Annotated in this window: 25 protein-coding genes; 15 read left to right on the top strand and 10 right to left on the bottom strand. The window is 47.3% G+C overall.

Annotated elements, in window-relative coordinates:
- Positions 1 to 14: 14 nt before the first annotated feature.
- Together murD and mraY are read right to left on the bottom strand one after the other, a co-directional pair.
- Positions 15 to 1,265, bottom strand: a complete 1,251-nt coding sequence (gene murD, locus WCY20_RS11560; RefSeq protein ID WP_345975294.1) for a UDP-N-acetylmuramoyl-L-alanine--D-glutamate ligase — start codon at positions 1,263 to 1,265, stop codon at positions 15 to 17.
- A gap of 13 nt (positions 1,266 to 1,278) precedes the next feature.
- Complete coding sequence (mraY, locus tag WCY20_RS11555; protein WP_345975293.1) at positions 1,279 to 2,340, bottom strand: phospho-N-acetylmuramoyl-pentapeptide-transferase; 1,062 nt, start codon at positions 2,338 to 2,340, stop codon at positions 1,279 to 1,281.
- A 135-nt stretch (positions 2,341 to 2,475) separates the two neighbouring features.
- Here mraY and gpmI point away from each other — a divergent pair, with 135 nt between their 5' ends.
- The 5 genes from gpmI to accA all read left to right on the top strand — a co-directional run bounded on the left by gpmI (position 2,476) and on the right by accA (position 7,445).
- A complete protein-coding gene (gene gpmI, locus WCY20_RS11550) occupies positions 2,476 to 3,951 on the top strand; it encodes a 2,3-bisphosphoglycerate-independent phosphoglycerate mutase (protein WP_345975291.1) in 1,476 nt (491 codons plus the stop codon).
- 61 nt (positions 3,952 to 4,012) lie between these two features.
- A complete protein-coding gene (gene fabG, locus WCY20_RS11545; RefSeq protein ID WP_345975289.1) occupies positions 4,013 to 4,759 on the top strand; it encodes a 3-oxoacyl-ACP reductase FabG in 747 nt (248 codons plus the stop codon).
- A 189-nt stretch (positions 4,760 to 4,948) separates the two neighbouring features.
- The gene (gene acpP / locus WCY20_RS11540; protein ID WP_345975288.1) at positions 4,949 to 5,179 is read left to right on the top strand and encodes an acyl carrier protein; all 231 of its coding nucleotides are present in this window, start codon (positions 4,949 to 4,951) and stop codon (positions 5,177 to 5,179) included.
- Between the two features lie 97 nt (positions 5,180 to 5,276).
- Positions 5,277 to 6,494 (top strand): beta-ketoacyl-ACP synthase II, encoded by a 1,218-nt coding sequence (locus WCY20_RS11535; protein WP_345975287.1) that lies wholly within the window; start codon positions 5,277 to 5,279, stop codon positions 6,492 to 6,494.
- A gap of 15 nt (positions 6,495 to 6,509) precedes the next feature.
- On the top strand, positions 6,510 to 7,445 hold the full coding sequence (gene accA, locus WCY20_RS11530) for an acetyl-CoA carboxylase carboxyl transferase subunit alpha (RefSeq protein WP_345975285.1): 936 nt from the start codon (positions 6,510 to 6,512) through the stop codon (positions 7,443 to 7,445).
- A gap of 33 nt (positions 7,446 to 7,478) precedes the next feature.
- On the opposite strand, the gene WCY20_RS11525 is transcribed toward accA, so the two are convergent.
- From WCY20_RS11525 to rpe, 3 genes are all read right to left on the bottom strand, one after another.
- Positions 7,479 to 8,273 carry a 3'-5' exonuclease gene (locus WCY20_RS11525; RefSeq protein ID WP_345975284.1) on the bottom strand — a complete coding sequence of 265 codons (795 nt, stop codon included), beginning with the start codon at positions 8,271 to 8,273 and terminating at the stop codon, positions 7,479 to 7,481.
- Positions 8,273 to 8,872 carry a phosphoribosylanthranilate isomerase gene (locus WCY20_RS11520; RefSeq protein ID WP_345975282.1) on the bottom strand — a complete coding sequence of 200 codons (600 nt, stop codon included), beginning with the start codon at positions 8,870 to 8,872 and terminating at the stop codon, positions 8,273 to 8,275. Before WCY20_RS11520 ends, WCY20_RS11525 begins: the two co-directional genes overlap by 1 nt.
- 89 nt (positions 8,873 to 8,961) lie before the next feature.
- Positions 8,962 to 9,603, bottom strand: coding sequence for a ribulose-phosphate 3-epimerase (rpe, locus tag WCY20_RS11515; RefSeq protein ID WP_345975280.1), 642 nt, complete (start codon positions 9,601 to 9,603; stop codon positions 8,962 to 8,964).
- Between the two features lie 326 nt (positions 9,604 to 9,929).
- Between rpe and rpmB the strand changes: the two genes are divergently transcribed.
- The 3 genes from rpmB to argJ are packed head-to-tail and all read left to right on the top strand — an operon-like array spanning position 9,930 to position 12,439.
- Positions 9,930 to 10,118, top strand: a complete 189-nt coding sequence (gene rpmB / locus WCY20_RS11510; protein ID WP_345975278.1) for a 50S ribosomal protein L28 — start codon at positions 9,930 to 9,932, stop codon at positions 10,116 to 10,118.
- Between the two features lie 16 nt (positions 10,119 to 10,134).
- A complete protein-coding gene (locus tag WCY20_RS11505; protein ID WP_345975276.1) occupies positions 10,135 to 11,265 on the top strand; it encodes an NAD-binding protein in 1,131 nt (376 codons plus the stop codon).
- Positions 11,258 to 12,439: a bifunctional glutamate N-acetyltransferase/amino-acid acetyltransferase ArgJ gene (gene argJ, locus WCY20_RS11500; RefSeq protein WP_345975275.1), complete on the top strand. Its 1,182-nt coding sequence runs from the start codon at positions 11,258 to 11,260 to the stop codon at positions 12,437 to 12,439. The genes WCY20_RS11505 and argJ overlap by 8 nt, the downstream gene beginning before the upstream one ends.
- A 206-nt stretch (positions 12,440 to 12,645) precedes the next feature.
- Here the strand turns inward: argJ and WCY20_RS11495 are convergent, their stop codons facing one another.
- The 5 genes from WCY20_RS11495 to WCY20_RS11475 all read right to left on the bottom strand — a co-directional run bounded on the left by WCY20_RS11495 (position 12,646) and on the right by WCY20_RS11475 (position 17,070).
- The gene (locus WCY20_RS11495; protein ID WP_345975274.1) at positions 12,646 to 13,260 is read right to left on the bottom strand and encodes a trimeric intracellular cation channel family protein; all 615 of its coding nucleotides are present in this window, start codon (positions 13,258 to 13,260) and stop codon (positions 12,646 to 12,648) included.
- 3 nt (positions 13,261 to 13,263) lie between these two features.
- A complete protein-coding gene (locus tag WCY20_RS11490) occupies positions 13,264 to 13,794 on the bottom strand; it encodes a gamma carbonic anhydrase family protein (protein WP_345975273.1) in 531 nt (176 codons plus the stop codon).
- Between the two features lie 26 nt (positions 13,795 to 13,820).
- Positions 13,821 to 15,917 carry an RNA degradosome polyphosphate kinase gene (locus tag WCY20_RS11485; protein ID WP_345975271.1) on the bottom strand — a complete coding sequence of 699 codons (2,097 nt, stop codon included), beginning with the start codon at positions 15,915 to 15,917 and terminating at the stop codon, positions 13,821 to 13,823.
- Positions 15,918 to 16,072: 155 nt separating this feature from the next.
- Positions 16,073 to 16,489 carry a hypothetical protein gene (locus tag WCY20_RS11480; protein ID WP_345975270.1) on the bottom strand — a complete coding sequence of 139 codons (417 nt, stop codon included), beginning with the start codon at positions 16,487 to 16,489 and terminating at the stop codon, positions 16,073 to 16,075.
- An 11-nt stretch (positions 16,490 to 16,500) separates the two neighbouring features.
- Positions 16,501 to 17,070, bottom strand: a complete 570-nt coding sequence (locus WCY20_RS11475; RefSeq protein WP_345975268.1) for a DUF2202 domain-containing protein — start codon at positions 17,068 to 17,070, stop codon at positions 16,501 to 16,503.
- A 133-nt stretch (positions 17,071 to 17,203) separates the two neighbouring features.
- On the opposite strand from WCY20_RS11475, the gene WCY20_RS11470 reads away from it, so the two are divergent.
- From WCY20_RS11470 to WCY20_RS11440, 7 genes are all read left to right on the top strand, one after another.
- Positions 17,204 to 17,773 (top strand): tetratricopeptide repeat protein, encoded by a 570-nt coding sequence (locus WCY20_RS11470; RefSeq protein ID WP_345975266.1) that lies wholly within the window; start codon positions 17,204 to 17,206, stop codon positions 17,771 to 17,773.
- On the top strand, positions 17,763 to 18,512 hold the full coding sequence (locus WCY20_RS11465; protein WP_345975265.1) for an NYN domain-containing protein: 750 nt from the start codon (positions 17,763 to 17,765) through the stop codon (positions 18,510 to 18,512). Before WCY20_RS11470 ends, WCY20_RS11465 begins: the two co-directional genes overlap by 11 nt.
- A complete protein-coding gene (locus tag WCY20_RS11460) occupies positions 18,509 to 19,234 on the top strand; it encodes a Nif3-like dinuclear metal center hexameric protein (RefSeq protein WP_345975264.1) in 726 nt (241 codons plus the stop codon). The genes WCY20_RS11465 and WCY20_RS11460 overlap by 4 nt, the downstream gene beginning before the upstream one ends.
- 86 nt (positions 19,235 to 19,320) lie before the next feature.
- Positions 19,321 to 20,046 carry a C4-type zinc ribbon domain-containing protein gene (locus WCY20_RS11455; RefSeq protein WP_345975262.1) on the top strand — a complete coding sequence of 242 codons (726 nt, stop codon included), beginning with the start codon at positions 19,321 to 19,323 and terminating at the stop codon, positions 20,044 to 20,046.
- Between the two features lie 32 nt (positions 20,047 to 20,078).
- Positions 20,079 to 21,239, top strand: coding sequence for a lipid IV(A) 3-deoxy-D-manno-octulosonic acid transferase (waaA, locus tag WCY20_RS11450; protein WP_345975260.1), 1,161 nt, complete (start codon positions 20,079 to 20,081; stop codon positions 21,237 to 21,239).
- Between the two features lie 35 nt (positions 21,240 to 21,274).
- On the top strand, positions 21,275 to 22,213 hold the full coding sequence (locus WCY20_RS11445) for an RNA pseudouridine synthase (RefSeq protein ID WP_345975258.1): 939 nt from the start codon (positions 21,275 to 21,277) through the stop codon (positions 22,211 to 22,213).
- Positions 22,214 to 22,297: 84 nt separating this feature from the next.
- Positions 22,298 to 23,572 (top strand): hypothetical protein, encoded by a 1,275-nt coding sequence (locus tag WCY20_RS11440; RefSeq protein ID WP_345975256.1) that lies wholly within the window; start codon positions 22,298 to 22,300, stop codon positions 23,570 to 23,572.
- Positions 23,573 to 23,854 lie beyond the last annotated feature (282 nt).

The raw sequence follows: 23,854 nt of genomic DNA, 5'->3' as shown, positions 1-23,854 counted from the left end.
CCTTGAAGTTTAGCTTAGTTTTCACCTAAGTTGCGCACGGCTTCTTTAAATCGCTCGCCGCGAACAGCGTAAGATGGAAATTGGTCAAGACTTGCAGCCGCTGGAGAGAGGAGGGCGACACTCTTTGCATCATGGTATTTTGCAATATCTTCAACCGCTTGTTCAATAGTCGAACTGGATGTGAATCTTATCTCAAACTCTGTCGCGAGAAGGTTGAGGCGCTCTTCATTCGTTCCAAGCGTGTAGATCTCGACATCATAGTTTTTGAGCGCTTCGAAAAGCGGGTGGAGGTCAACCCCCTTGTCATCGCCGCCGAGGATCAGATGGATGTGCCGGTCTTTGTAGCGCTCCAGTGCGGCCAGTGTGGCATCGATGTTGGTGGCCTTGGTGTCGTTGACCCAGAGGCGCCCGTAAAAGTCGTGAAGCTCCTCTTGACGGTGAGGATCAAGCATAAAGGCATTGATCTTGTCGTAGTCCACCGTGTCATAAAGTACTTTTTCCACACCCATAGCGATGATGGCATCGAGCAGAAAGGCGCCTTTGAACTTCACCTTGGCAGGGTCTATACCAAAATAGGCTGCCAGCTCTTCGGCATTTTCATAGGTTATCAAAAAAGCGTCTGTCTCTACCGCTGAAAATTCTTTGGGAACGATGGCAACTTCACCTTCTCGCATACTGGAGAGCGGTTTGAGTTTCGCGTTGACATACTCTTCGTAGCTGCCGTGCCATGAGAGATGATCGGGAGCGACCGGCAGAAGCAGGTAGATGTCGGGCTTTGCTTCATTGGTGTAGTGGAGGGTAAAGGAACTTGTCTCCAGGATCCAGATGGGGGCATGACCATCAAGGTCAGCCAGTGGTGTACCGATATTACCGCCGGATTGTGAGCCTTTTTCCGCAAGCTGGTGTTGCAGCATCTGTGTTGTCGTCGTCTTGCCGTTGGTGCCGCTGATCCAGATGGTAAAGGGTTGCTGATTTAGCCTTAACGGCGAGGAGCTGCCTAAAAAAAGGTCATATTCGCTCAGAAGGTTTTTCGCCTGTCGGATAAGCGGGTGTTTTGGCGGCATTCCCGGCGAAGGGACCTCCAGGTAAGAGTAGTTCGGATTGAATGCATGGCTTGGGTGCAGCCTGTTGCCGTTTTCGTCTTTAAAGGGTTTGGTTACTTTGTCGTCATAAAAATCGGCAGGTCCGTAATGTTTGGCAATGGCCTTGGTTGTGATACCATAGCCAAAAAGGGTAAGGTTGATATGTTCTTGGCCTCGTTTCACTGTCGTGTTCATCCTAACGAAATTTCAATGTGATCAGTGCCAGCATGTTGGAGAGCATGGCTATGATCCAAAAACGGACAATGATCTTGTTCTCCGCCCACTGCTTCATCTCAAAGTGGTGGTGGATCGGTGCCATTAGAAAGACCCGTTTTTTTCGCAGCTTGTAGCTGCCAACCTGCAGGATGACTGAGATGGTCTCGACCACAAAGATGAAGCCGATCAAAAGGAGTAGGAACTCGCTTTTCGAGATAACCCCCATATAACCGATAAATGCGCCCAGTGTCAGTGAACCGCTGTCGCCCATAAAGACGGCGGCAGGGTGGCAGTTGAACCATAGAAAACCGACAAGGGCACCGATCAGGGCACTGGCGATGATAGCGACTTCGCCGACGGGGAAGTTCGGCAGAAGAAGGTAGTCGCTGATGACTGCATTCCCGGTAATATAGACCAGTACAGCCAGGGTCAAGAGTGCAAAGATCGAAGGAACAGTTGCCAGCCCATCCAACCCGTCGGTAAGGTTGACGGCATTGGAAGCACCCACCATGATCACAGCCCAGAAGAAGATAGAGTAGTACCCCATATCAAAAAGAGGAGCCTTGACAAAAGGGACATAGAGGTCGGTGTTCATATTGGAAAAGTTGCACAGAAAAAGAGCGACGATCCCCGCCGCAATGAATTGGAACAGGAGTTTCATTCTGGCACTGAGACCGGCAAGATTGGCGTTTTGTTTTATTTTTGAGTAATCATCCTGAAAACCGATCAAGGAGAAAAAAAGCAGCGTCAAAAGACCCCCGACAGCATAGGCGTCAAAAAGCTTTATGCTCATCAATGAGGCGATGATAGTTGCCATGACAAATACGATCCCGCCCATTGTCGGGGTCTTTGCCTTGGCTTGATGGGTGTCGGGCGCCCAGTCGTTAATGGGCTGAACACTGGAAGTCTTCTGCGCCCATCGAATGAAACGCGGCATAAAAAACATCGTCAAAACAAGTGCAATAAAAAAGGCAAATCCTGCACGAACAGTGATGTACTGAAAAAGATTGATATTGAAAAGTTCGTAAAACCAATAGAGCATCGATAGTCCATAATGTGAGCAGTTAAAAGTGTTTCCGGAAGAAGCTTGCTTTTGTAGAGTGCTCTAAAATAATAATCAAGGTAAAAGCGATATTCTAATATAATGAGTGCACATTTTACCTTTAAAGGAGCGAGTTTGGCTAAAAAAGCGATACTTGTTATTACAGATGGTATAGGCTACTCTGCAAAAACGGAGGCTAATGCCTTCTATAACGCACGCAAACCGACGTATGATAAGCTTTTTAAAGAAGCACCGCACTCCCTGATCGACACCTTTGGTCTGAGCGTCGGACTTCCTGAAGGGCAGATGGGTAATTCTGAGGTAGGTCACATGAGTATCGGTGCAGGCCGCGTACTCTATCAGGATCTTGTCAAAATATCATTGGCGATCCAGGAAGAGACCATAGCGGCAAATCCGGTCTTCAAAGAGCTGTTGGGAAAATCAGAGACTCTGCACCTGATAGGGCTGATGAGTGATGGCGGTGTTCATTCGCACATCGACCATCTGATCGGTTTAGCCGAGATCGCAGCAAAAGCCGATAAAACAGTATGGCTGCACCTTTTGAGCGATGGACGTGATGTCTCGCCTACATCTGCGCAGCTCTATCTGCATCAGCTTGAAGCGCATTTAAGTGATAAGATAAAGATCGCGACACTGGGCGGACGTTTTTACGGTATGGACAGGGATAACCGCTGGGAACGTGTCCAAAAAGCGTATGACGCTATTGTTAATGCCGTGCCGAAAACAGACAATACGCCAAGTGATTACATCGACAACTCGTATGGAAAGAAAGAACTTGACGAATTTATCGTTCCGACTGCTTTTGACGGGTACACGGGGATGAACGAAGGGGATGCCGTGTTGACCTTCAATTTTCGAAGTGACCGTATGCGTGAGTTGGTAACAGCACTTGGTGCGGATACGTTTGAGCATTTCAAGCGAAAAGAGATTAAAGTCAATCTCGCAACGATCACCGAATATGACAAAAGTTTTACCTATCCGGTCCTTTTCAAAAAAGAGGTGCCGGTCAACACCCTCTCCGAGGTAATCTCGAAAGCAGGCCTGCGCCAGCTTCATACGGCTGAAACAGAGAAATATGCCCATGTCACTTTCTTTTTCAACGGCGGGATCGATGAGCCGTACCTGAATGAGACGCGCGTGCTGATTCCCAGCCCGGATGTCAGGACCTATGATATGCAGCCGGAGATGAGTGCCCCGGAGGTTGGTGACGCAGTGTTGAATGCGATGGACGAAGACTATGATTTTATTGTCGTGAACTTTGCCAACGGCGATATGGTCGGTCACACCGGAGATTTCGATGCGGCAGTCAAAGCTGTCGAGACGGTTGACCATGAGCTTGGCCGCATCCTTGAGAAGGCACAGGCGAAAGAGTATGCATTTGTGCTGACATCAGATCATGGCAACTGTGAAGAGATGCGTGATGATGCAGGGAATGTCCTGACCAATCACACGGTCGGAAAAGTGTGGTGTTTTGTGGTGGCCGACGGTGTTGAGAAAGTCGAGTCGGGTGCACTTAACAATATCGCGCCGACGGTTCTGAAACTGATGGGTCTTGAAAAACCTGCCGAGATGGATCATGCACTAATCTAGTGTCAGTACTTTTTGCCTATAATGTCAGATTATAAAACTATGAAATAGATAAAGGAAGCAGATGAGATTTAGCGGGAAAAATGTTTTAGTTACCGGTTCAAGCCGTGGTATCGGTGCCGAGATTGCCAAGGTGCTTGGCAGCTACGGTCTTAAAGTGTGGGTACACTACCGCAGCGGTGCCGAGGCGGCCGAGGCGGTAAAAGCCGAGATCATTGCCAATGGCGGTGATGCTGAAGTGATCGGCTTTGATGTGAGCGATGAGACTGCATTTGTAGACGGGATCAAAACCATTGTCTCAACGGACGGCGAGTTCTCGTACCTCGTAAACAATGCGGGTATTACCAATGATAAGTTGGCGCTTCGTATGAAAACAGAAGATTTCATGTCTGTGATCAATGCTAACCTGACGTCCGCATTTGTCGGTTGCCGCGAGTCGATGAAAGTGATGCGTAAAAAGAAGTTCGGCTCCGTAGTCAACATCGCTTCGATTGTAGGTGAGACCGGAAATGCAGGCCAGACAAACTACGCTGCTTCCAAAGGCGGTGTGATTGCGATGACAAAATCATTTGCTATTGAAGCGGCAAGCAGCGGCATCCGTTACAACACGATCACTCCGGGTTTTATCGCAACGGATATGACAGATGAACTCAGCGACGAGATCAAAGACGGCTTTACGGCGAAGATCCCGATGGGACGTTTCGGTGACGCGAAAGAGGTGGCGGAAGCGGCGGCTTTCTTGCTTTCCGATCATGCTTCGTATATCACGGGTGAGACGCTCAAGGTCAATGGCGGGATGAACATGGCCTAAGCGGCCATCCCTGATTACGTTTTTTTATTTTCAGCCCTGCATTAAGGTTTTGGAAACAGCCCGAAGGCATCTTTTTATTCAATGCTTTTCTCTGAGGCGCGAAGAGTCCAAAATCCCCTCAAAATTCACTTATTACTTAAGTTTATTGTGCTATACTTCTTCGAATTTTTTTTATATGTAGGAGCTATAATGGCACTTTTAGATGACATCAAAGAAGTAGTTGTTGAACAACTAAGCGTTAACCCGGATGAGGTTAAAGAAGACTCAAAGTTCGTAGAAGATCTTGGTGCCGACAGCCTCGATGTTGTAGAACTGGTAATGGCTCTTGAAGAGAAGTTTGATATCGAGATCCCTGATGATGAAGCAGAGAAGATTCAGACGGTTCAAGACGTTCTAAACTACGTAGAAAGCAAAGCATAAGTAGAAGGCTTCGGCCTTTTACCAGAATCATAAATATGTCTTTAGATGATGGCTTGTAAAAGCTACTATTTAAGAACATTTGTCATAGGAGATCAATGTGAAAAGAGTTGTTGTAACAGGTATCGGTATGATCAATGCTGTTGGTCATGATAAAGAGAGCGCTTTTAAAGCTATTTGTGACGGTGTCTGTGGCATCGATACAATCACATTGTTTGATGCCTCTAATCAGTCTGCACAGATTGCAGCAGAAGTAAAAGATTTTGACCCAACAACTGTAATGGATCCAAAAGAGGTAAAAAAAGCGGACCGTTTTATCCAGCTTGGTCTGAAAGCGGCGCAGGAAGCGATGCAAGATGCTGCCTTTGGCGACGGTATCGATATGGACCGTTTCGGTATTGCAGCGGCTTCAGGTATCGGTGGCCTTCCGTCTATCGAGAAAAACTCGATTATCTACAATGAGCGCGGACCGCGCCGTATCTCTCCGTTCTTCATTCCGGGTGCACTGGTCAATATGCTGGGTGGATTCGTGACGATCGATCATAACCTGAGAGGGCCTAACCTTTCGGCTGTAACCGCATGTGCCGCAGGTACGCATGCCATCTCCGAAGCAGCAAAGACTATTCTGTGCAATGGGGCAGACCGAATGCTTGTTGTTGCAGCGGAATCAGCGATCACCGGTGTCGGAATCGGCGGTTTTGCTTCAATGAAAGCGCTTTCAACAAACAATGAAGAGCCTAAAACAGCTTCACGTCCATTTGATGCTAACCGTAATGGTTTCGTTATGGGTGAGGGCGCAGGCGCGCTTGTACTTGAAGAGTATGAAGCAGCCGTAGCCCGTGGTGCCACTATCTATGCCGAACTGGTCGGGTTTGGCGAGAGCGGTGACGCTAACCATATTACGACACCAAGCCTTGATGGCCCGCTTCGTGCCATGAAAGCTGCTTACAAAATGGCCGGTGAGCCAAAAGTTGATTATGTCAATGCTCACGGTACATCAACACCGGTCAATGACAAGAACGAAACAGCCGCAGTCAAAGAACTTTTCGGCGGCAAGGAGAACTGCCCTCCGATGTCCTCGACCAAAGGTCAGACAGGCCACTGCCTTGGTGCTGCGGGCGGTATTGAAGCGGTAGTTTCTATTATGGCGATGCGTGACGGTATTATTCCGCCAACGATCAACTATGAGACGCCGGATGAAAACTGTGATCTAGATATCGTTCCGAACGAGGCGCGTAAAGCAGAACTAAACTGTGTAATGAGTAACTCATTTGGATTTGGCGGCACTAACGGTGTTGTTATTTTCAAAAAGATATAAGCAAGGACTTTAGTTTTGGCTACATACCTCGACTTTGAACAGAAGATCAAGCAGATCCAGGAAGATATCATCTCAGCAGAAGTACGTCATGACAAACACGCTGCCGAGATCCTTCAAAATGATCTTGACAAAGAGGTAGCCAAGACCTACAAAAACCTCTCGCCTTATCAAGAACTTCAACTGGCGCGTCATGCTGATCGTCCTTATGCACTTGACTATATCAATCTTTTGATGCACGACAAAGTTGAGCTTCATGGTGATCGTCACTTTGCAGATGATGCAGCTATTGTTTGTTATATGGGCTATATCGGTGATCAGCGTACGATTGTAATCGGTGAACAAAAAGGTCGCGGTACAAAGAACAAGCTCAAACGCAACTTTGGTATGCCAAATCCTGAAGGTTACCGCAAAGCACTTCGTGTTGCCAAACTGGCTGAAAAATTCAATATTCCGTTGTTGATGCTGATTGATACCCCGGGTGCTTATCCGGGCTTGGGTGCTGAAGAGCGTAACCAGTCAGAAGCGATTGCCCGCAATCTTCTCGAACTGGCACAGTTAAACACGATTACCGTCTCGGTCGTTATCGGCGAAGGCGGTTCTGGCGGTGCCCTAGCTATCGGTGTGGCAGACAAGCTGGCGATGATGCGCTACTCTGTCTTCTCTGTCATCTCCCCGGAAGGGTGTTCGGCGATTTTATGGAATGACCCGAGCAAGGTAGAAGCGGCGACTAAAGCGCTTAAAATTACCAGTTCAGATCTAAAAGAGCTGGATCTTATCGATGATATTATCGATGAACCGCTTATCGGTGCCCACCGAAACAAAGAGGGTGCAGCTGATGCCATCGGTGACTACTTCCTCAAATGCGTTAACGAACTCAGTGCTTTAAGCTCTGAAGAGCGTATGGAGAAACGTTACAGCCGTCTAACAGGCATGGGTGCTTACGCTGAGTAAGCACTTCCGAGACATCTAACAAGCCCTTACCTTTCAGCTCTCTTCTTTATTCTCTTCTTTTTGCATCGGATCAAATTTAGGACGTTTAAACCGCTTTGCCTGTTTGGAAAAGTGTATTAACTCCTCCACTGTTGTGACCTCGTCAGGCAGCAGTTTTAAGGATTTCAAAAAGAGGTTTGTTGTCGTTATCGCATCTGAGAGTGCACGATGGTGCGTCGCACTGTGGTGAAGCTGAAGGGACTCGTTGAGATAGTTGAGCCCGTAGCGGTATGAAGAGAAGGTCCTCTCAGCGAGATCGATACTGCAGAGATGACGGTTAAGCATCGGCTGCATATTGTACCGTTCAAACATCGCAGAAATAAAGCCGTAGTCAAATTTTACATCATGAGCGATAAAGATATCAGTGCCGATAAAGGTTCTGAACTCATTGAGAACACGCTGTATTGAAGGGGCTTCTTTCGTCTCCTCCAGACTGATACCCGTTAGATCTGTGATATGCCTGGAGATCTCATTGCACTGCACCAGACTTTCATACTGACCGACGATCTTGCCATTTCGGACTTTGACAGCACCGATCTCGATTATCTGGTGTTTTTGCGGTTTTGAGCCATTGGTCTCGATATCGACAATACAGAAGGTTGCGTTCTCTATGGGGAGGGTGTTGGTCTTAAAGTAGTAGCGGTTGTCTTTAGTAATGATCTCCAGACCTTGTGCCGGTACCATCAGAAGCTCAAGCTCAAGAGGCTCTTCTAAAAAGGGGCGAAGCTCTGTGATATCTGCTCCTTTCGAGGCCAACTTTAGGGTCGTTTTATGATCAAACGGGCGCATCAGGTGGCGCTCTTTTTTGCATTGGCGATAAAGGTTCTTACCTTTTCAGGGTCTTTTACCCCTTTTTCCTTTTCCACGCTTGAGCTGACATCGACGCCGTAAAAACCGTATTGAAGGGTCTCATGGACATTTTCCGGACTCAAGCCGCCGGCCAGGATGATATGACGGTTGTCCTTGCCTTTAAACCAATCAAGGTTGAGGCGTTTGCCCATACCGCCGTAGGCTTCACAATAGGCATCAACGAGACGGTATCTGCCATCAAGTTCTGCGATGTCATCTTCGCTCTTTGCCCGGGTGACCATGATATAGGGTACTCTCAGCTCATCAAGGGTCTCTTGCGGTGCCTCAAAATGGATCTGTGCGAGAGTTATGCCGCTTTGCTGGCTTATGGCATTGATCGTATCGGCATCTTCATTGACAAAAAGACCGACTTTTTCGACAAACGGAGGGAGTCTCTCAATGATATTTTTTGCGTCTTGTGGGCTTATGTATCGGGGTGATTGCGGGTAGAAAACAAAGCCGAGTGCATCTGCACCGGCTTCGACTGCCATTATGGCATCGTGATAGCTGGTGATACCGCATATCTTTACTTTATACACTTATAGCTCCTTTGAAAGCGACAAGGTGCCGTAATCAAACTCTTCCCATAAAAGCGCTGATGACCACAGAGAAGAGATGAAATCATGACTTAGATATGCAGGTTGGAAATTGCAGTTTCATATGAGTCATGTTTAAAAACATAAGAACCGGCCACACAGACATCGACGCCTGCTTCCTTGAGCATAGCAATGTTTTTATCACTGACGCCGCCGTCGATCTCGATAAGACAATCGGGATTGATCATGTCGCGAAGTGCTTTAAGGCGTTTGATCTTTTCAACCACCGTCGGAATAAAACTTTGTCCGCCAAATCCAGGATTGACACTCATGACCAAGACCATGTCCACATCATTGAGCAAGTATTCTACTGCTTCTGCAGGGGTATGCGGATTCAAAACAATGGCAGGTTTGATACCAAGGGAACGGATGTATTGCACAAGACGGTGCGGGTTTTTCTCCTCTTCAATATGGAAAGAGATATAACCTGGCTTAAGCGGTGCGAATAGATCGACAAAGAAGGTGTTGTTCTCCACCATCAGGTGGATATCCAGCGGTTTTGTTGCGGCTTTGGCGATTGCTGATACGACAACAGGGCCTATGGTAAGGTTGGGAACGAAATGGCCATCCATCACATCAACATGGACAAGATCACAACCGGCATCGCAGATGGCTTTGACATCACGCTCGAGATTGCCGAAATCGGCAGAGAGTACACTTGGTGCTACTAACATTACTACTACTTTGTTTTTTGTAATTTTACCGAAATAAGCTTATGCGAGTTAGGATTGTTAATGCATTTGATCTGGGGTGCTCTGTTGAAACGTAATCCTCGTATCACTTCGCATCAATAGGCCTGGCATTCACGCAGTGCAGCAAAGGGGATTGTTTCTGTCGCAAAGCTTGTAAAATTTCGCGTTTTCAGGTTTTGCTTTAGGCATTCCTATGCTATAATTGCACTATAACCAAAACAATAAGTTGAACCATCAGATTTGTTAAGCTCATTTTTTGTTTTTCAAAGATATAATGCGCAACTTAAAAAATACGCAAGGAATTACCTATGGCAAGAAAATGTGCAATCAGTGGTAAAGGCCCAATGAGCGGAAACAATGTATCTCACGCGAAAAACAGAACTAAACGTCGTTTTTTGCCAAACCTTAGAACAGTACGCGTAACACTAGAAGACGGTACTACTAAAAAGATCAAGATTTCTGCAAAAGAGCTTCGCACATTGAAAAAGAACTCGTAACCGATAAGGTTATATTTTGAACCTGATTACCAGGCTTCGAAACTTTCTACACTGGGAGGCATCTCCCAAACCCGAACCATCCATTTTACCTAATTTTTACGTCAACCTTCACGCATTTCGTCTACCGATAATCTTCACTGTCATGACTATGTTGATTGGAACAATCGGCTATATTGTCATTGATGATTTTACCATTATGGATGCGATCTATCAGACGGGAATTACCTTTACGACTGTCGGGTTCGGAGAGATAGCGCCTATTTCGCACGGGGGGCGCATCTTTACGATCACCCTTATCATCGCGGGATTTGCCGTCTTCTCCATGGCAGTGGGTATTATGGTTTCGGAGTTAAATCGGGGGCATCTAAGAAATACGTTGAAGGAGCGCAGTATGTTGTATAAGATCGCGCGGCTTAAAAAACATTTTGTCGTCTGTTATCATAACGACTATACAATCGAGGTGACACAGCAACTGCGTGCCAACCATATTCCTTTTGTCGTGGTCGATCCGCGAGACGATATGGAACAGATAGCTGAGAAGTATAAATATCCCTATTATATTCAGGAAGAGCCGCATACAGAACGCTCGATGCTGATGTCACATCTGAGCTCTGCGGAGGGGCTGATCACACTTTCGGGTTCTATCGCGGACAATATCGCGATCATCGCTTCGGTACGTCTCTTCGAAAAAGAGCACTTTATACCGAAACCCTATAATGTGATCTCGTCGGCTGAAACGCAAAGTGATGTGGACAAACTTAAAAAACTGGGAGCAGATACGGTTGTCTCTGCAACCAAACTGACCGCGCAGCGTATTACGGCTATGGCCGCACGACCGGACATGGAAAACCTACTTGAAGAGTTTCTCTACAAAAGTGATACGCCGCTGGATATGGAAGAGGTCTATGTTCCGAAATACAGCTGGATAGTTCTGCGCAAACTCAAAGAGACCCATCTGCGTCAGATCGCCAATGTCTCGGTCGTCGGTATGACGAAGAAAGACGGCAAGTTTGTACCGATGCCCGACGGCAACAAACTGGTGACAAGCGAATCAAAACTGTTGGTTATCGGAACGCAGAGAGGGATCAACATTACTAAAGGTATTGTTCAAAAACGTCAAAAACCTGAGGAGTTAAAATATGTATAAGATCACAAGTAACAGTGAAGGCGTCTGTGCTCCTCTGGGGTTCTATGCCGACGGTATTGCGGCAGGCCTGAAAAAAGAGGGCGCAAAAGATATGGCGTTTGTCTACAGTGACGAGGTATGTGCACTGGCGTCCGTGATGACGACCAACAAGATGGCTGCGGCGCCGATTCACCATGCCAAAGGTGTGAAGCAGACCAACTTCGTAATGATCAATTCCAAAAATGCCAACGCGATGACCGGTAAAGCCGGCCTGGCGGATATAGAGGAGATCCTTGAAAGCGTTAAAAAAACAAAAAGCGGTCTTGTCAATCCGCTGATGAGTTCGACCGGGGTGATTGGTGTCCGTCTGCCGAAAGAGAAGATCATTGCCGGTGCAGAGAAGTTCGATCTGAGTGTCAAAAATCCTCATGCGGCAGCAGAGGCGATCATGACCACAGACCGTTTCTCAAAAGAGATTGCAGTCGACGTTGAACTAGAAGATGGCAAAATCTTTACGATAGGTGCCATGGCCAAGGGGGCAGGGATGATCAACCCTGCAATGGCGACAATGCTCTGCTATATCACGACCGATGCCCAGATCAGCTACATCAAGATGCAGGAAATCCTGGAACGTGTCAATGCCAAGACCTTCAATGCGGCGAGTGTAGATGGCGATACGTCGACCAATGACACTGTGTTTCTGATGGCAAATTCGCGCGCTGTCTGTTACGATGAAGAGGCTTTTGAAGAGGCGCTCTTTATGGTGATGGACTTTTTGGCGAAAGAACTGGTTCGTGACGGGGAAGGGGCAACAAAGCTTGTGACCTATCATGTGACCGGTGCATATAGTAATACGGAAGCAGAAAAGGTTGCCAAAGCACTCAGCAACTCGCTGCTGATCAAAACAGCACTTTTCGGCGAAGACCCGAACTGGGGCCGAATCGCGATGTCGGTGGGCGCCAGCGGCGCTCTCTGTGAAGAGGAGAAGCTCACGATCGCCTATGAAGATGTTCTGCTGTTTAAACAGGGGGAGAACCTCTTCAATGACGAGGTCGAGGCAAAGGCTGCAGAGATCATGAGGCGGGATGCGTTTACCATCAATGTCGATCTTGGCATCGGCGGCGGAAGCTTCAGGGCTTATGGCTGTGATCTTGGCAACGAATACGTCAAAATAAACGCCGACTACCGTACTTAAAAGTTCCAGCTTCGGCGCATCTTGCGCAAAAGTTTAGCTCTCGGCGTACAGCAGTGCGCAGTCGGCTAAACATTTTGCACAATCTACACCAAATCTGAAACTTTTACAAGTTCAGACTTTTGAAAGATGCGCTGCGCTATCTTTCTTAACACTTAACACTTAACACTTAACACTTAACACTTAACACTTAACACTTAACACTTAACTTACTGTGCACTGATCTTCGGCAGCTGCCACTTCTGTCTGTAGGCGACAAGGCGCAGTACGATACTGCCCAGACCGACAAGCATGACGGCCAGATCGCTCATCAGACCAATAGCGTTCAGCCCGGCAAGCATGATGCCGACGATCAATGCGATTGAGCCGTAAAAATCGCTTACCAGTACGGATGGTACCTGGTTGATCATAACATCACGCGTCACGCCACCGCCTACCGCCGTCAGGAAGCTCAGGATGATGACACCGAAGACATTGTAGTCAGCATCAATGGCGAGCAGCGCTCCGGTGATGCTGAAGGCGATCAAACCAATCGTATCGCTGACGACAAAAAGCCATTTGTGTTCGATCTTGTCGGCACGCAAAGACTGAAAAGCAAAGGCAATGATAATCGTGATAAGGAGCGTTGCAGCAGGGTAGTATTCGCTGAAAGCAAAGGGGGTACGGTGAAGCAGGACATCACGGAGAATGCCTCCTCCGAGAGCCGTCAGCGATGCTGCGATGACGATGCCCAAAAGATCGAGTCTGTTTCGTACACCGACCAAAAAACCGCTAAGGCTGAATGCGATGATGCCTATGATATCGGTGAAGAGAAAAACATCCATTGCTTAAATATCTAGATACTCTCTTGAAAAGGCGACATAGCGTTTGGCAGAGGCATAGAGCTCTTCGACCTCTTCATCGCTCAGTGTGCGTACCGCTTTTGCAGGACTGCCCATAATAAGCGAACGGGGAGGAAAGACCTTGTTCTTCGTCACCAGTGCACCGGCACCGACGATAGACTCTTTACCGATCACAGCACCGTCAAGAATAGTTGCACTCATCCCGATCAGACAGGCGTCTTCTATCGTACAGCCGTGCAGCATGACCCTGTGGCCGATGGTGACATCTGAGCCGATGACAGTCGGATTGCCGTCACTCATGTCCTCTTTTTTATAGTGGGTCACATGGATCATGCTTAGATCCTGAATATTGGTCCGGTCGCCTATTCTGATGTAGTGGACATCGCCGCGAACGACACAGCCGAACCAGATCGAACACTCTTTTCCCATCGTGACATTGCCGACGACATCGGCTGAAGGCGCGACCCAGCTGTCTGATCCGAGTGCAGGCGTCCACTCTTTAAACTTGTAAATCATTGCGGTTCCTTTTTCGGTTTTCGGGGTCAGCTCTCTTTTAAGAGCCGTGCAGCCAACTTTTGTACATAGTTGGGCGTCTCTTTTTTGAGTGCTCGGTAGACTTTGTTTGTATGACTCTCGAAGAGCTTTTGGTTATTGATGACCTTGCTGGAATCATTTTTAACCTTTTGGTAGCTGCCGTCACTATGAAGCTCGTGGGCAAGCACGTTGTCCGATATCTGCAGCTGTAGAATATTGAGCAGTTTGTCGGCGCTTGCCTGATCGGCTATACCGCTCAGCAGTTCGATGCGGCGGACAAGATTACGCGGCATCCAGTCGGCGCTTGAGATATAGAGCTGCGGCGAAGAGTGTTTAAAGTAAAAAACACGGGCATGTTCAAGATATTTTCCGATGATCGAGATTACCCGGATATTGTCACTTACACCCGGCACTCCCGGTTTAAGACAGCAGATTCCCCGTACGATAAGATCGATCTTCGTGCCGGCCTGAGACGCCTTGTAGAGCCCGCGGATGACATCGTCGTCGACAAGCGAATTGACTTTGGCGATAATATGGCCTTCACTTCCTTTTTTGGCTTCGTTCTGGATCATTGAGAGGATCTTGGGTTTGATCTGTGTCGGTGACATATAGAGCTTGTTGAGTTTTCCTTTTTTGCTGAATCCGGTCAAAAAGTGAAAAAATCGGGTCAGGTCGTTGGTAATCTCTTCATTACAGGTGATATAGGAGGTGTCGGTGTAGATCTTGGCGGTTTGCGGGTTGTAGTTACCGGTTGCAAGGTGGGCGTACTGTTTGAGTTTGCCGTCGGCACGTCGGGTGATCAGCGTCGCTTTGGCGTGGACTTTGAAGCCGGGAATACCGTAGATGACATGCGCACCGGCATTTTCGAGCGCTTTGGCCCAGATAAGGTTGTTCTCTTCATCAAAACGGGCTTTGAGCTCCACCATAGTGGTGACCTGTTTGCCCGATTCCGCTGCCTGCATCAGCGCGTTGACGATAGGGGAGTTCGTGCCGGAGCGATAAAGCGTCATCTTGATGGAGACAACATCAGGATCCTTTGATGCCGTCTGGATCAGTTTGACAACCGGTTCAAAACTCTCATAGGGGTGATACATCAGGGTGTCCTGTTTATCAATAATGCTGAAGATATTCTCTGTGGTGTCGAATGGCGGCAAAAGACGGGGCTTGAACGGCGCAACGGTAAGGTGTGCGAAGTCTTTGTTTCCCACAATCTGCCAGAGACTGCCCAGGTTTAGCGTGCTGGAAAAACGGTAGATATCGTCCTTGAAGATATTGGTGTGGCGGTTAAAGAAGTTGAGCAGGTCGGGATTTGTCTCATGGCTGAGCTCCAGACGCACAAGCTCCCCTTTTTTACGTAGGCGAAGTCCCTCTTCGAGGATCTCCATAAAGTCATCTGCCTCCTCCTCTTCAATTTCGATGTCGGCATTGCGCGTCACACGGAAGGTGATATGGTTTTGCAGTTTGTACCCCGGAAAGAGGTCACTGATATGTTCGGAGACAACACTTTCAATAGGTACGTAGATACCGTTTTCCAGCTCGACAAAACGCGGCAATACCCGCGGTATACGTACGATGCCGTTGCGCTCTATCTGTTCATTGTCAAGGTCTGTGAGGTTGACGATGAGACCAAAACTCAGGTTGTTGAGGTGGGGAAAAGGGTGGGTCGCATCGACGGCGATCGGTACGATAACCGGGTAGATCTGTTCCGTAAAATAGCGGTTGAGCTGATGCTTATGCTGCGGACTGACCTGGTCATAGGATTTGACGAAGATTCCCTCTTTTTCGAGTTTTTTCAGGATCTCTGTAAGGGTATACTCGACCACCTGTAGCTCTTGATGCAGATATTTACGGATCTCGCGCAACTGCTGAAGTGGGGTCAGACGATCGGCTCCCGAGACCATTACTCCGGCGGTAAAGAGCTTTTTGAGCCCGGCAACACGGATCATATAAAATTCGTCGAGATTGGTACCATAGATGGCCAAAAATTTCAGGCGTTCAAGCAGAGGCTGGGTCTCATCCTGTGCCTGTTTCAGGACACGGGTATTGAATTGAAGCCATGACAGTTCACGGTTGTTATAAAATTTCGGGTCTTTTAGATTGATCATAGTGTGCTCATTGTTTGTATATCAGTTTTCGTGATTATAGCATAAGCGTCCAAGATACTGTTTTCAGGGGTTTTATGGGTGTCTGATAAATTGTGGATGTGTACGAAGGTACGGTAGCAGTGCCGATACAACATCGCCTGTAGTGTAAAAGAGTATTATGATTTTTTTCGGCCGGCTTTGTAGTCGATTTTCCACCCTGAAGAAGATAATGAGAAGTAAAGCTTTTTCGGACGGCAGTCCTCTTCGTAATGGAGTGTGATACGGTCCGAACCCTTTGATTCAAAGCGTATCACTTCGGTCCGGTGCTCTCTCGCCTCTTGTGCCAGATCGGCCCCGACGAATCTCTCCACCTCTTTTAGTGCGGTGTTGTTCTCTGCGCTCTCTCTGAGAAGCTTTTTGAAATCATCATCTCTGAAGGCACGTTTGAAGCCCAAAGACTCCAATGTGAGCTGATAGGACTCTTTTGTCATAAGCGCAGAGATCGTTTGAAGATCCCCTTTTTTCAGCGCATTGTAGTAGGTGCGCAGAGACGCTTTGAGTGTCTCTTTGACATGCTCATTGACGGCTGACATCCTGTCTTCCTCTATTCCGCTCTCGCAATAGCTGTTTCAAAGGCATCCAGGTGGTTAAGACTTCCCTCTTTCAGACTTTCGTAGACCGAGACGACATCAGATGGCATTCCCTCGGCAGCATCATCAAGGTCATCGATGTCGGTGACTTCGATCAGACGGCCGACTTTGAGTGCTTCAAGGTGTGACTCCTGTCCGAGTTCGATACACTGGTTATAGAGCTCCTGCATTGCCAGCAGTTCGAACTGTCCGACATAGTCCTCTTCGAGCGACAGGTTGACGCTTGAGGTATCGATGCCGTAGCGTTCACACAGTACCTGGGCCGAAAGGATATGCTCCTGCTCCGAGAGCTGAATGTTGGCAAATGTCGACTCGTCCGGATAGAGTTTGCCCAGAGTAATATAGACATCTCTGGCCACTTTCTCCTCCTGGAAGATGAAGAAGAGGGTGTCTTTTTGCTCCTCAGTCAACACGGTCACCTGACTGCTTTTGCCACGGCCTGCAGCCAATAACGTCGATGTGCTTGCCACGGCACCCAGACCCAAGAGTTTGATGAAGTTCCTTCGATTGTTCGTTGTTTTCATATTTACCACCTTTATATATTAATTTAATGTGGCCGAAGTATAGAATAAAAGTGTTAGTAGAGTGTTAAGAAGCTCTGAAACAAAAGCATTGTTAACCGTTGGCTTAGTATACTTTTGACGTAAAAGGACAAGAATGACAATAATGCAGATTATTTTACTGGCGGCGACCGCTTTTTTCGCCTACAAGGTCTATGAACATATGCAGGGTCTGCAGGATACAGACGCAAATGAGCACTCCATGCTTGAACAGATCGATATCGATGCGCTTGTCGATGAAGCGGACAAGGCCTATGATGCAGGGCGTCTGCTTGAAGCAAGAGAGCTGCTTCAAAAAGCCTATGCACATGACAGCTCCATTCCTGAACTGGCCAACCGCCTGGGGTTTGTCCTGAGCGCCATGGGAAATCATGATGAAGCGCTAAAGCTCTATAATGAGTCGCTTCGTTTAAGAGAAGAGGACGTGACCCATTTGGCAATTGCCTCGCAACTCCGTGCATTGGGGCGTCTTGATGAGTCGCAAGACCATTACAGACGTGCGATAGAACTTGATGCGAACTACGAGGTGACCTATTTCAATTATGCCAACCTTCTGGTGGAGATGGGCGAGTTTGACCAGGCCAAAGCGATGTATCAGAAGGCGCTGGAGATCGCACCGGATCTGGAGGCAGCTAAAGAGGAACTGGAGAAGCTCGATGGACGATAAGAGCCAATCACGCCTTGCGGTGCTGATCGATGCCGACAACGCGCAATCCTCCATCATCGCCGGGCTGCTTGACGAGATCGCCCAGTACGGTGTTGCGAGTGTCAAGCGGATCTACGGCGACTGGACGGACACCCGGCTGAAGGGGTGGAAAACGACCCTGCTTGAACACGGCATCAACCCGGTGCAGCAGTTTGCCTACACCACGGGAAAGAATGCGACCGATTCGGCGCTGATCATCGATGCGATGGACCTGCTCTACAGCGAGAAACTTGACGGTTACTGCATCGTTTCGAGTGACAGCGACTTTACAAGGCTGGCCAGCCGTATTCGCGAAGCGGGGCTAAAAGTGTACGGTTTCGGTGAGAAGAAGACACCCAAGGCATTTGTCAGTGCCTGCGACAAGTTTATCTATACCGAGATACTGCGCGAGACCGATGAAGCGAGTGAAACCAGAGAGAAAAAAACACCGTCGAAATCACAAAAGATCGATCTCAAAGTGCTTAATATGCTTCGCCATGCAGTAGAAGATACGACCGATGAAGCGGGCTGGTCCCATCTCGGTTCCGTGGGACAGAACATATTGAACAAATCCCCCGATTTCGATCCGAGGAACTACGGTTTCAAGAAGCTGCGCGATCTGATAGAGAACACGAAGCTTTTCGAGTTTAAAGAGGTTGATCCGCTTTCACGGACACAGACGGTTCGTGTACGGCTTAAACGAAAGAGGAGCTACGAATGACAGTCGGCGAAATATACAAGGTCCTGGATGCACTCTCTCCTTTTGCACTGCAGGCCTCCTGGGACAACTCCGGCCTCATCGTCGGCAGCATGGATCAGGAGGTCTCCAAGATAGTGCTCAGCATCGATATCGACGAAGCGCTTCTGGAGAGCGTGGAGGAGGGGAGCCTGATCATCACCCACCACCCGTTGATTTTCAGCGGGATCAAGACGATGGATTACGCGACCTACCCGAGCAAACTGCTCGTGAAGATGATCGAGAAAAAGATCGCCAATATCGCGATGCATACCAATTTTGATCAGACGCACCTTAATGCCTATGTCGCCGAGAAAGTCCTGGGCAAAAAGATAGCGGAACAAAATGAGTATCTGATCTATTTTGATCTTGAGCGCTCTTTCGAGGATTTTGCAGCCGATGTTGTTCAGGCCTTCGGTCTTACCCATCCGAAGAGTGTTGTCGCACATGATAGAGTGATCAGACGGGTGGCACTCTGCACCGGTTCCGGCGCCTCTTTGATGCGCGAGATCGAGGCGGACTGTTTCCTGACCGGCGATATCAAGTATCATGATGCGATGGAGGCAAAAGTGCTGGGTCTGAATATGATCGACATCGGCCACTTTGAGAGCGAACGCTATTTTGGCGAGATATTGCAGAAAGATTTGAAAAATTTAGGATTAACGGTTATAATTTCATCATCAAAAAACCCATTTACCTATTTGTAGATGCCCAGTGCCCAAATTAAGGGCACTCTTACCTAGCCCATGCAGAGCCCGCAATAGCGTCCTTGCAACATTTTTAAGGAAAAAGATTGAATAAGCACCTAGAACAACTGATTGAACTTTCTAAGATCGATAAAGAGATCGATGCCTTTGAACCACAGATCGAAGCAGCTAATATCAAGTATGAAGCAGCTCTTGCCAAAAAAGAGAACATCGCAACTGAGATCGCGACACTTGATGAAGAGATCAAAGCAGAACAGGTCAAAAAGCAAAAGAATGAACTTCATATTGCAGAGCTTTCCGCCAAACTGGAAGAGAACAGCAAAAAAAGCGGTGATGTCAAGACTGAACGTGAGATGAAATCACTGCAGCTTGAAGAAGAGATCGCCAAAGAGCAGGTCTCATTTGCCAACGAAGAGATCGAGCGTTTAGAAAAAGTGGTGGAAAATAAACAAGGCAAGATCGCTGAACTGCAAGGGCAGATGGAAGAGATCGATGCGAACCTCTCGAGTGTAAAAGAAGAGGTCGATGCCAAGTTGGCTGAGATCAACACGGAACGCCAAAAAGTCTTTGAAGCAAAAGAGAAACTGGTTTCCCAGATGAACCAGAAAGGTCTTTCGTTTTATCAGAAGATCCGTCGATGGGCTAAAAACACCACCGCGGTTGAAGTGAAAAACCAGGCATGTATGGGCTGTTACATGGTCATCAATGACAAAGTCTATGCCGAGGTTATCAAAGGCGAAGAGATCACGACCTGCCCTCACTGCGGCCGTATTCTTTATATAGAACCGTCTACTGAGGCAGCTGAAGCGTAATTAGCACTTCGTTGTACAAGGAGTGTAGTGTGATGATGAAGCCATTTACACTTCTTTATTTCCTTATTGCGACACTTCTTTATCTAATCGCACTGCCTTTTTTACTCCTCTTATCATTTAAAACAAAATACAGAGAATCGCTTCCGGCACGTTTTTTTTTAAAAGAAAATCCACGTTTCAAAAAAAAAGATATCTGGTTCCATGTCTGCTCTTTGGGCGAAGCAAGAGCACTGAAGCCTGTTTTAGAGAAGTTGCAAGAGCGGGAGATCAGTATTTCGACCATTACGCATACGGGTCATGCTGAAGCCCTTAAATATGAGGCTGAGGTGCGGTATCTGCCCTTTGAAAGTCTGCTTCCCTTTTGGGTCGGAAAACACAAGATGCTGGTCGTCCTGGAGGCGGAGTTCTGGTATCTGCTCTTTGCAGTTGCCCGCGCGAAAGGGGCTAAAGTTGTCTTGCTGAATGCCAGGATGACGGAGCGGAGCTTTCCGAAATACCGTAAGCTGGATTGGTTTTACCGGCGTCTGTTTGCGCGTACGGACAAGATTTTCTGTCAAAGCGAGGCGGACAAAAAACGTTTTGAGCTGCTGGGTGCCAGAAACATCGAGGTGGTTGGAAACATAAAATTGGCGCAAAAGATCACCGCAACAAAACGTTACGAAAAACCTTCTTCCGAGATTATTGTTGCTGCAAGCACCCATGAGGGCGAAGAGCGCGCGATTGTTGAGGCCTATCTGAACTACAGCGAAGAGCACCGCTCAAAACTGATTGTCGTCCCCCGTCATCCGGAACGTTTCGAACGCGTTTACGGACTGCTTTTAGCAATGAAGAAGGATGATCAGACACTGTCGCGCTGGAGCGAAAAAGAGGATTTCGAAGCCGATATCATCCTGGTCGATGCGATGGGTGAGTTGAACAATGTCTATGCCATCAGCGATGTCGCTGTTTTAGGGGGTGCGTTCAGGGCCGATGTAGGCGGACACAATCCACTGGAACCTGCCCGTTTCGGGTGCAAGATCATTACGGGAAAACATGCTTTTATGCAGCAGGAACTTTTCAAGTATGTGCACAATGTGCAAGAGGTCGAACCAACGGAGATATTGAAGGCCCTGCACAAAGCAAGATCGATGGACGCCTCCTTTATGGATGAAAAGATCGATTTAGAGAGTATAATTAACTATTTAAACCAATAAAACTTCGTAAAAATATGACGAGATGAAGGCAGATTATGAATAACAGTAAAAAAAGTATTGCAAGCCAGCAACGTGCAAAAAACAAAAAAGAGGAAGGCAAAGCCAAGGTAAGGGCCAAAGCTTTTGCAAAAGCAGACAGCAAGCGTTCCAAAAAGGCGCCTGTCAGCAAAAAGAGCAGTGAAAAGATGGGTGATGAGTTTGTACAGGAGAGTGCAGCCAGAGCAGTAAAAAGCAGTGAGAAGATGGAAAAGGCGTATAAGCTTTTAGCGCTGCAAGAGTCCATCTCCAACTCCCAGGCAAAGGCGCTTATTGATCGCGGTCTGGTCTATGTCGGCAATAAAAAGGTGATGGTAGCACGCGGAGAACTGCCGTTGAAGTCAACATTCAAGGTCTCCGAGGTTGCCAAAGTCGTACCTATCTACGAAGATGATGATCTTATCGTGGTCAATAAACCGGCGTTTCTTAATGCAGATGAAGTTGAGCATCAGTTTCCGGGAGCAAAGCTGCTGCATCGTCTTGACCGCGAGACAAGCGGAGTCCTGATCCTGGTCAAAAATGAGGAGTTCCGCCATAAAGCTATCAGTGAATTCAAGAAACATAATGTTTATAAAGAGTATACGGCCTGGGTTGAGGGGATGTTTACCGAGCCCGAGGTGATCGACAAGGCGATATTGACGGAAAAACGTCACAACAAAGCCTATTCCAAGATCTCGCCAAAGGGGAAACCGGCCCACACCGAGGTGACACCTATGGAGGTCGTAGGTAAATACTCCAAGGTCAAAGTAGTGATCCAGGAGGGGCGTACGCATCAGATCCGTGTCCATCTGCGTTCGATCGGGTATCCAATTGTCGGCGATGAACTTTATGGTGCCAAGCGAAGCACGCGCGTGATGCTGCATGCAAAAAAAGTGGTACTGCTCGGCAAGACTTTTGTTGCCGATGAACCGAAGATCTTTGCCCACTACTCTTCATGATTTTACGGCACCTTTCCAGTATTAAGCTGGTTGAAATAAGTGTATGTTAAGATTAAAAATCAATAACTCATAGTGGATGTGATCATGCGATTTCTGTTTGTACTCTTTGCTCTGTTACTTTCGGTACAGCTTTATGCCCAAAAAACGTTACAAGAGATAAGAGTAGAAGAGAATATCTTTATTCTGAAAATTGTCGTTTTTGTTGTATTGTTCCTGATCGCGATGCCGTTCATCCTTCGTATATTGAGGGTCAAGGCATCGTTGCAAGGGGAAAACGGTAGTTTCCCTGTTCAGCACAAGCCAAAAAAAGCAAAGGTGTCGTCGAAAGTCGATAGCGTTCAAAAAGAGGCTTCAACGGGTGACGATCCACTGGATCAGGCTTTGGAAACCCTGTTCAATGAACATCATGTCTCACCAGAAGAACGTGAACGCTGCATGCCTCTCTACCAAGGGTACATAGAACTGAAATCGGGCAAGCTCGAGGTCAAGACAGGCTCTTTTGATTTTAATACGGTTTTAGAGGCAGTAACTGCTAAGTTGCATGCCCTCGAAGAAGAGCGTAATTTCGAGGTCGTATTTGATATAAATGCCAACGTGCCTGCTCAACTTATCGGTGATGCAGATCGAATAACAGATATGCTTTTCTTTGTCCTCCAAAGTGTTGTTCTGAAAAGCAGTTCTTATGTCATAGAGATGCGTATTAAACGGTTAAACCTCGGTGATGAATCGGTTCATTTAGAGTTCCATATTCCGTATGCACGGCATAATTATCAAGAAGAGAATCTCGATATCTTCACCCCTTTTATCAATGAGACCCCGCCATTCGGACTGGAACTTTATCTGGCAAGAGAGTATGCCCGTTTGATGCAGGGCGATATTACCTTCGAACTTTATAATCATAACGACAGTATGTTCGTGATCAACTTGAAGCTGCATATGCTCAATCCAAGCGAAATGAGATATCACCGTCTTCCTTCCAAAACCATGATTGAACACAGCATCCTGATTGTGGATGATCACAAAGAGTCTGCTCTGGCTGAAAAAAACATGTTTGCCTATTTTAAAAATGAGGTTGATGTCCTCTCATCGAAAGAGCTTTTCGGTGCGCTGGAGATGCTCGATGACTACGATTTGGTGGTGATACAAGAGCGTTATTACTCGCATAACCTGGTCAAAAAGCTGCAAGAGATCAAGTCGTCAAGGGAAATTAAAGTGGTCTCGCTAAATAAAAACCAAGAATTCAGACACACTATCGAAGAGACACTTGATATATTGGATGCGGAGATCCATAAACCGGTCACTATCCAGAAAGTTTATGACCTTCTGGTCCTTCTCTATCAAGAGAAATCCGAATTCTAGACTCTATTTTTGACTTTGCACAGGTGAGCCGGAATACCGTGTCAAAACAATCTGTTGTCAATGGAGGGAAAACAAGGTGGATTGTAACGCATCTAAGCCCTTATAACGAATCCTGGAAGTTTTCTTATCTGCAGCAGTGAGATACCTGAAATGGTATTGATCCCTATATGTTTGCATTGCAAGAGTGTATCACGAATATTGCTCCCTCCATATTGATCCGAAACAGAACGGTATCGTTGTTGCAAAAGGCCTTAAGTTTTATTGAAAGCAACAGTAAAGTAT

This window comes from Sulfurimonas sp. HSL3-7 (genome assembly GCF_039645985.1).
Classification (GTDB): Bacteria; Campylobacterota; Campylobacteria; order Campylobacterales; family Sulfurimonadaceae; genus Sulfonitrofixus; species Sulfonitrofixus jiaomeiensis.
This window is presented reverse-complemented; position numbering and strand designations above follow the sequence as displayed.

Bases quoted from the DNA above. Each gene is read 5' to 3' on its own strand.
- WCY20_RS11485 (WP_345975271.1), bottom strand. From the start codon at position 15,917: ATGATCAATCTAAAAGACCCGAAATTTTATAACAACCGTGAACTGTCA.
- WCY20_RS11460 (WP_345975264.1), top strand. From the start codon at position 18,509: ATGACAGTCGGCGAAATATACAAGGTCCTGGATGCACTCTCTCCTTTT.
- fabG (WP_345975289.1), top strand. From the start codon at position 4,013: ATGAGATTTAGCGGGAAAAATGTTTTAGTTACCGGTTCAAGCCGTGGT.
- WCY20_RS11490 (WP_345975273.1), bottom strand. From the start codon at position 13,794: ATGATTTACAAGTTTAAAGAGTGGACGCCTGCACTCGGATCAGACAGC.
- WCY20_RS11465 (WP_345975265.1), top strand. From the start codon at position 17,763: ATGGACGATAAGAGCCAATCACGCCTTGCGGTGCTGATCGATGCCGAC.
- WCY20_RS11495 (WP_345975274.1), bottom strand. From the start codon at position 13,260: ATGGATGTTTTTCTCTTCACCGATATCATAGGCATCATCGCATTCAGC.
- mraY (WP_345975293.1), bottom strand. From the start codon at position 2,340: ATGCTCTATTGGTTTTACGAACTTTTCAATATCAATCTTTTTCAGTAC.
- WCY20_RS11480 (WP_345975270.1), bottom strand. From the start codon at position 16,489: ATGTCAGCCGTCAATGAGCATGTCAAAGAGACACTCAAAGCGTCTCTG.
- WCY20_RS11470 (WP_345975266.1), top strand. From the start codon at position 17,204: ATGACAATAATGCAGATTATTTTACTGGCGGCGACCGCTTTTTTCGCC.
- WCY20_RS11475 (WP_345975268.1), bottom strand. From the start codon at position 17,070: ATGAAAACAACGAACAATCGAAGGAACTTCATCAAACTCTTGGGTCTG.
- rpmB (WP_345975278.1), top strand. From the start codon at position 9,930: ATGGCAAGAAAATGTGCAATCAGTGGTAAAGGCCCAATGAGCGGAAAC.
- WCY20_RS11440 (WP_345975256.1), top strand. From the start codon at position 22,298: ATGCGATTTCTGTTTGTACTCTTTGCTCTGTTACTTTCGGTACAGCTT.
- argJ (WP_345975275.1), top strand. From the start codon at position 11,258: ATGTATAAGATCACAAGTAACAGTGAAGGCGTCTGTGCTCCTCTGGGG.
- WCY20_RS11525 (WP_345975284.1), bottom strand. From the start codon at position 8,273: ATGCGCCCGTTTGATCATAAAACGACCCTAAAGTTGGCCTCGAAAGGA.
- rpe (WP_345975280.1), bottom strand. From the start codon at position 9,603: ATGTTAGTAGCACCAAGTGTACTCTCTGCCGATTTCGGCAATCTCGAG.
- WCY20_RS11445 (WP_345975258.1), top strand. From the start codon at position 21,275: ATGAATAACAGTAAAAAAAGTATTGCAAGCCAGCAACGTGCAAAAAAC.
- acpP (WP_345975288.1), top strand. From the start codon at position 4,949: ATGGCACTTTTAGATGACATCAAAGAAGTAGTTGTTGAACAACTAAGC.
- waaA (WP_345975260.1), top strand. From the start codon at position 20,079: ATGATGAAGCCATTTACACTTCTTTATTTCCTTATTGCGACACTTCTT.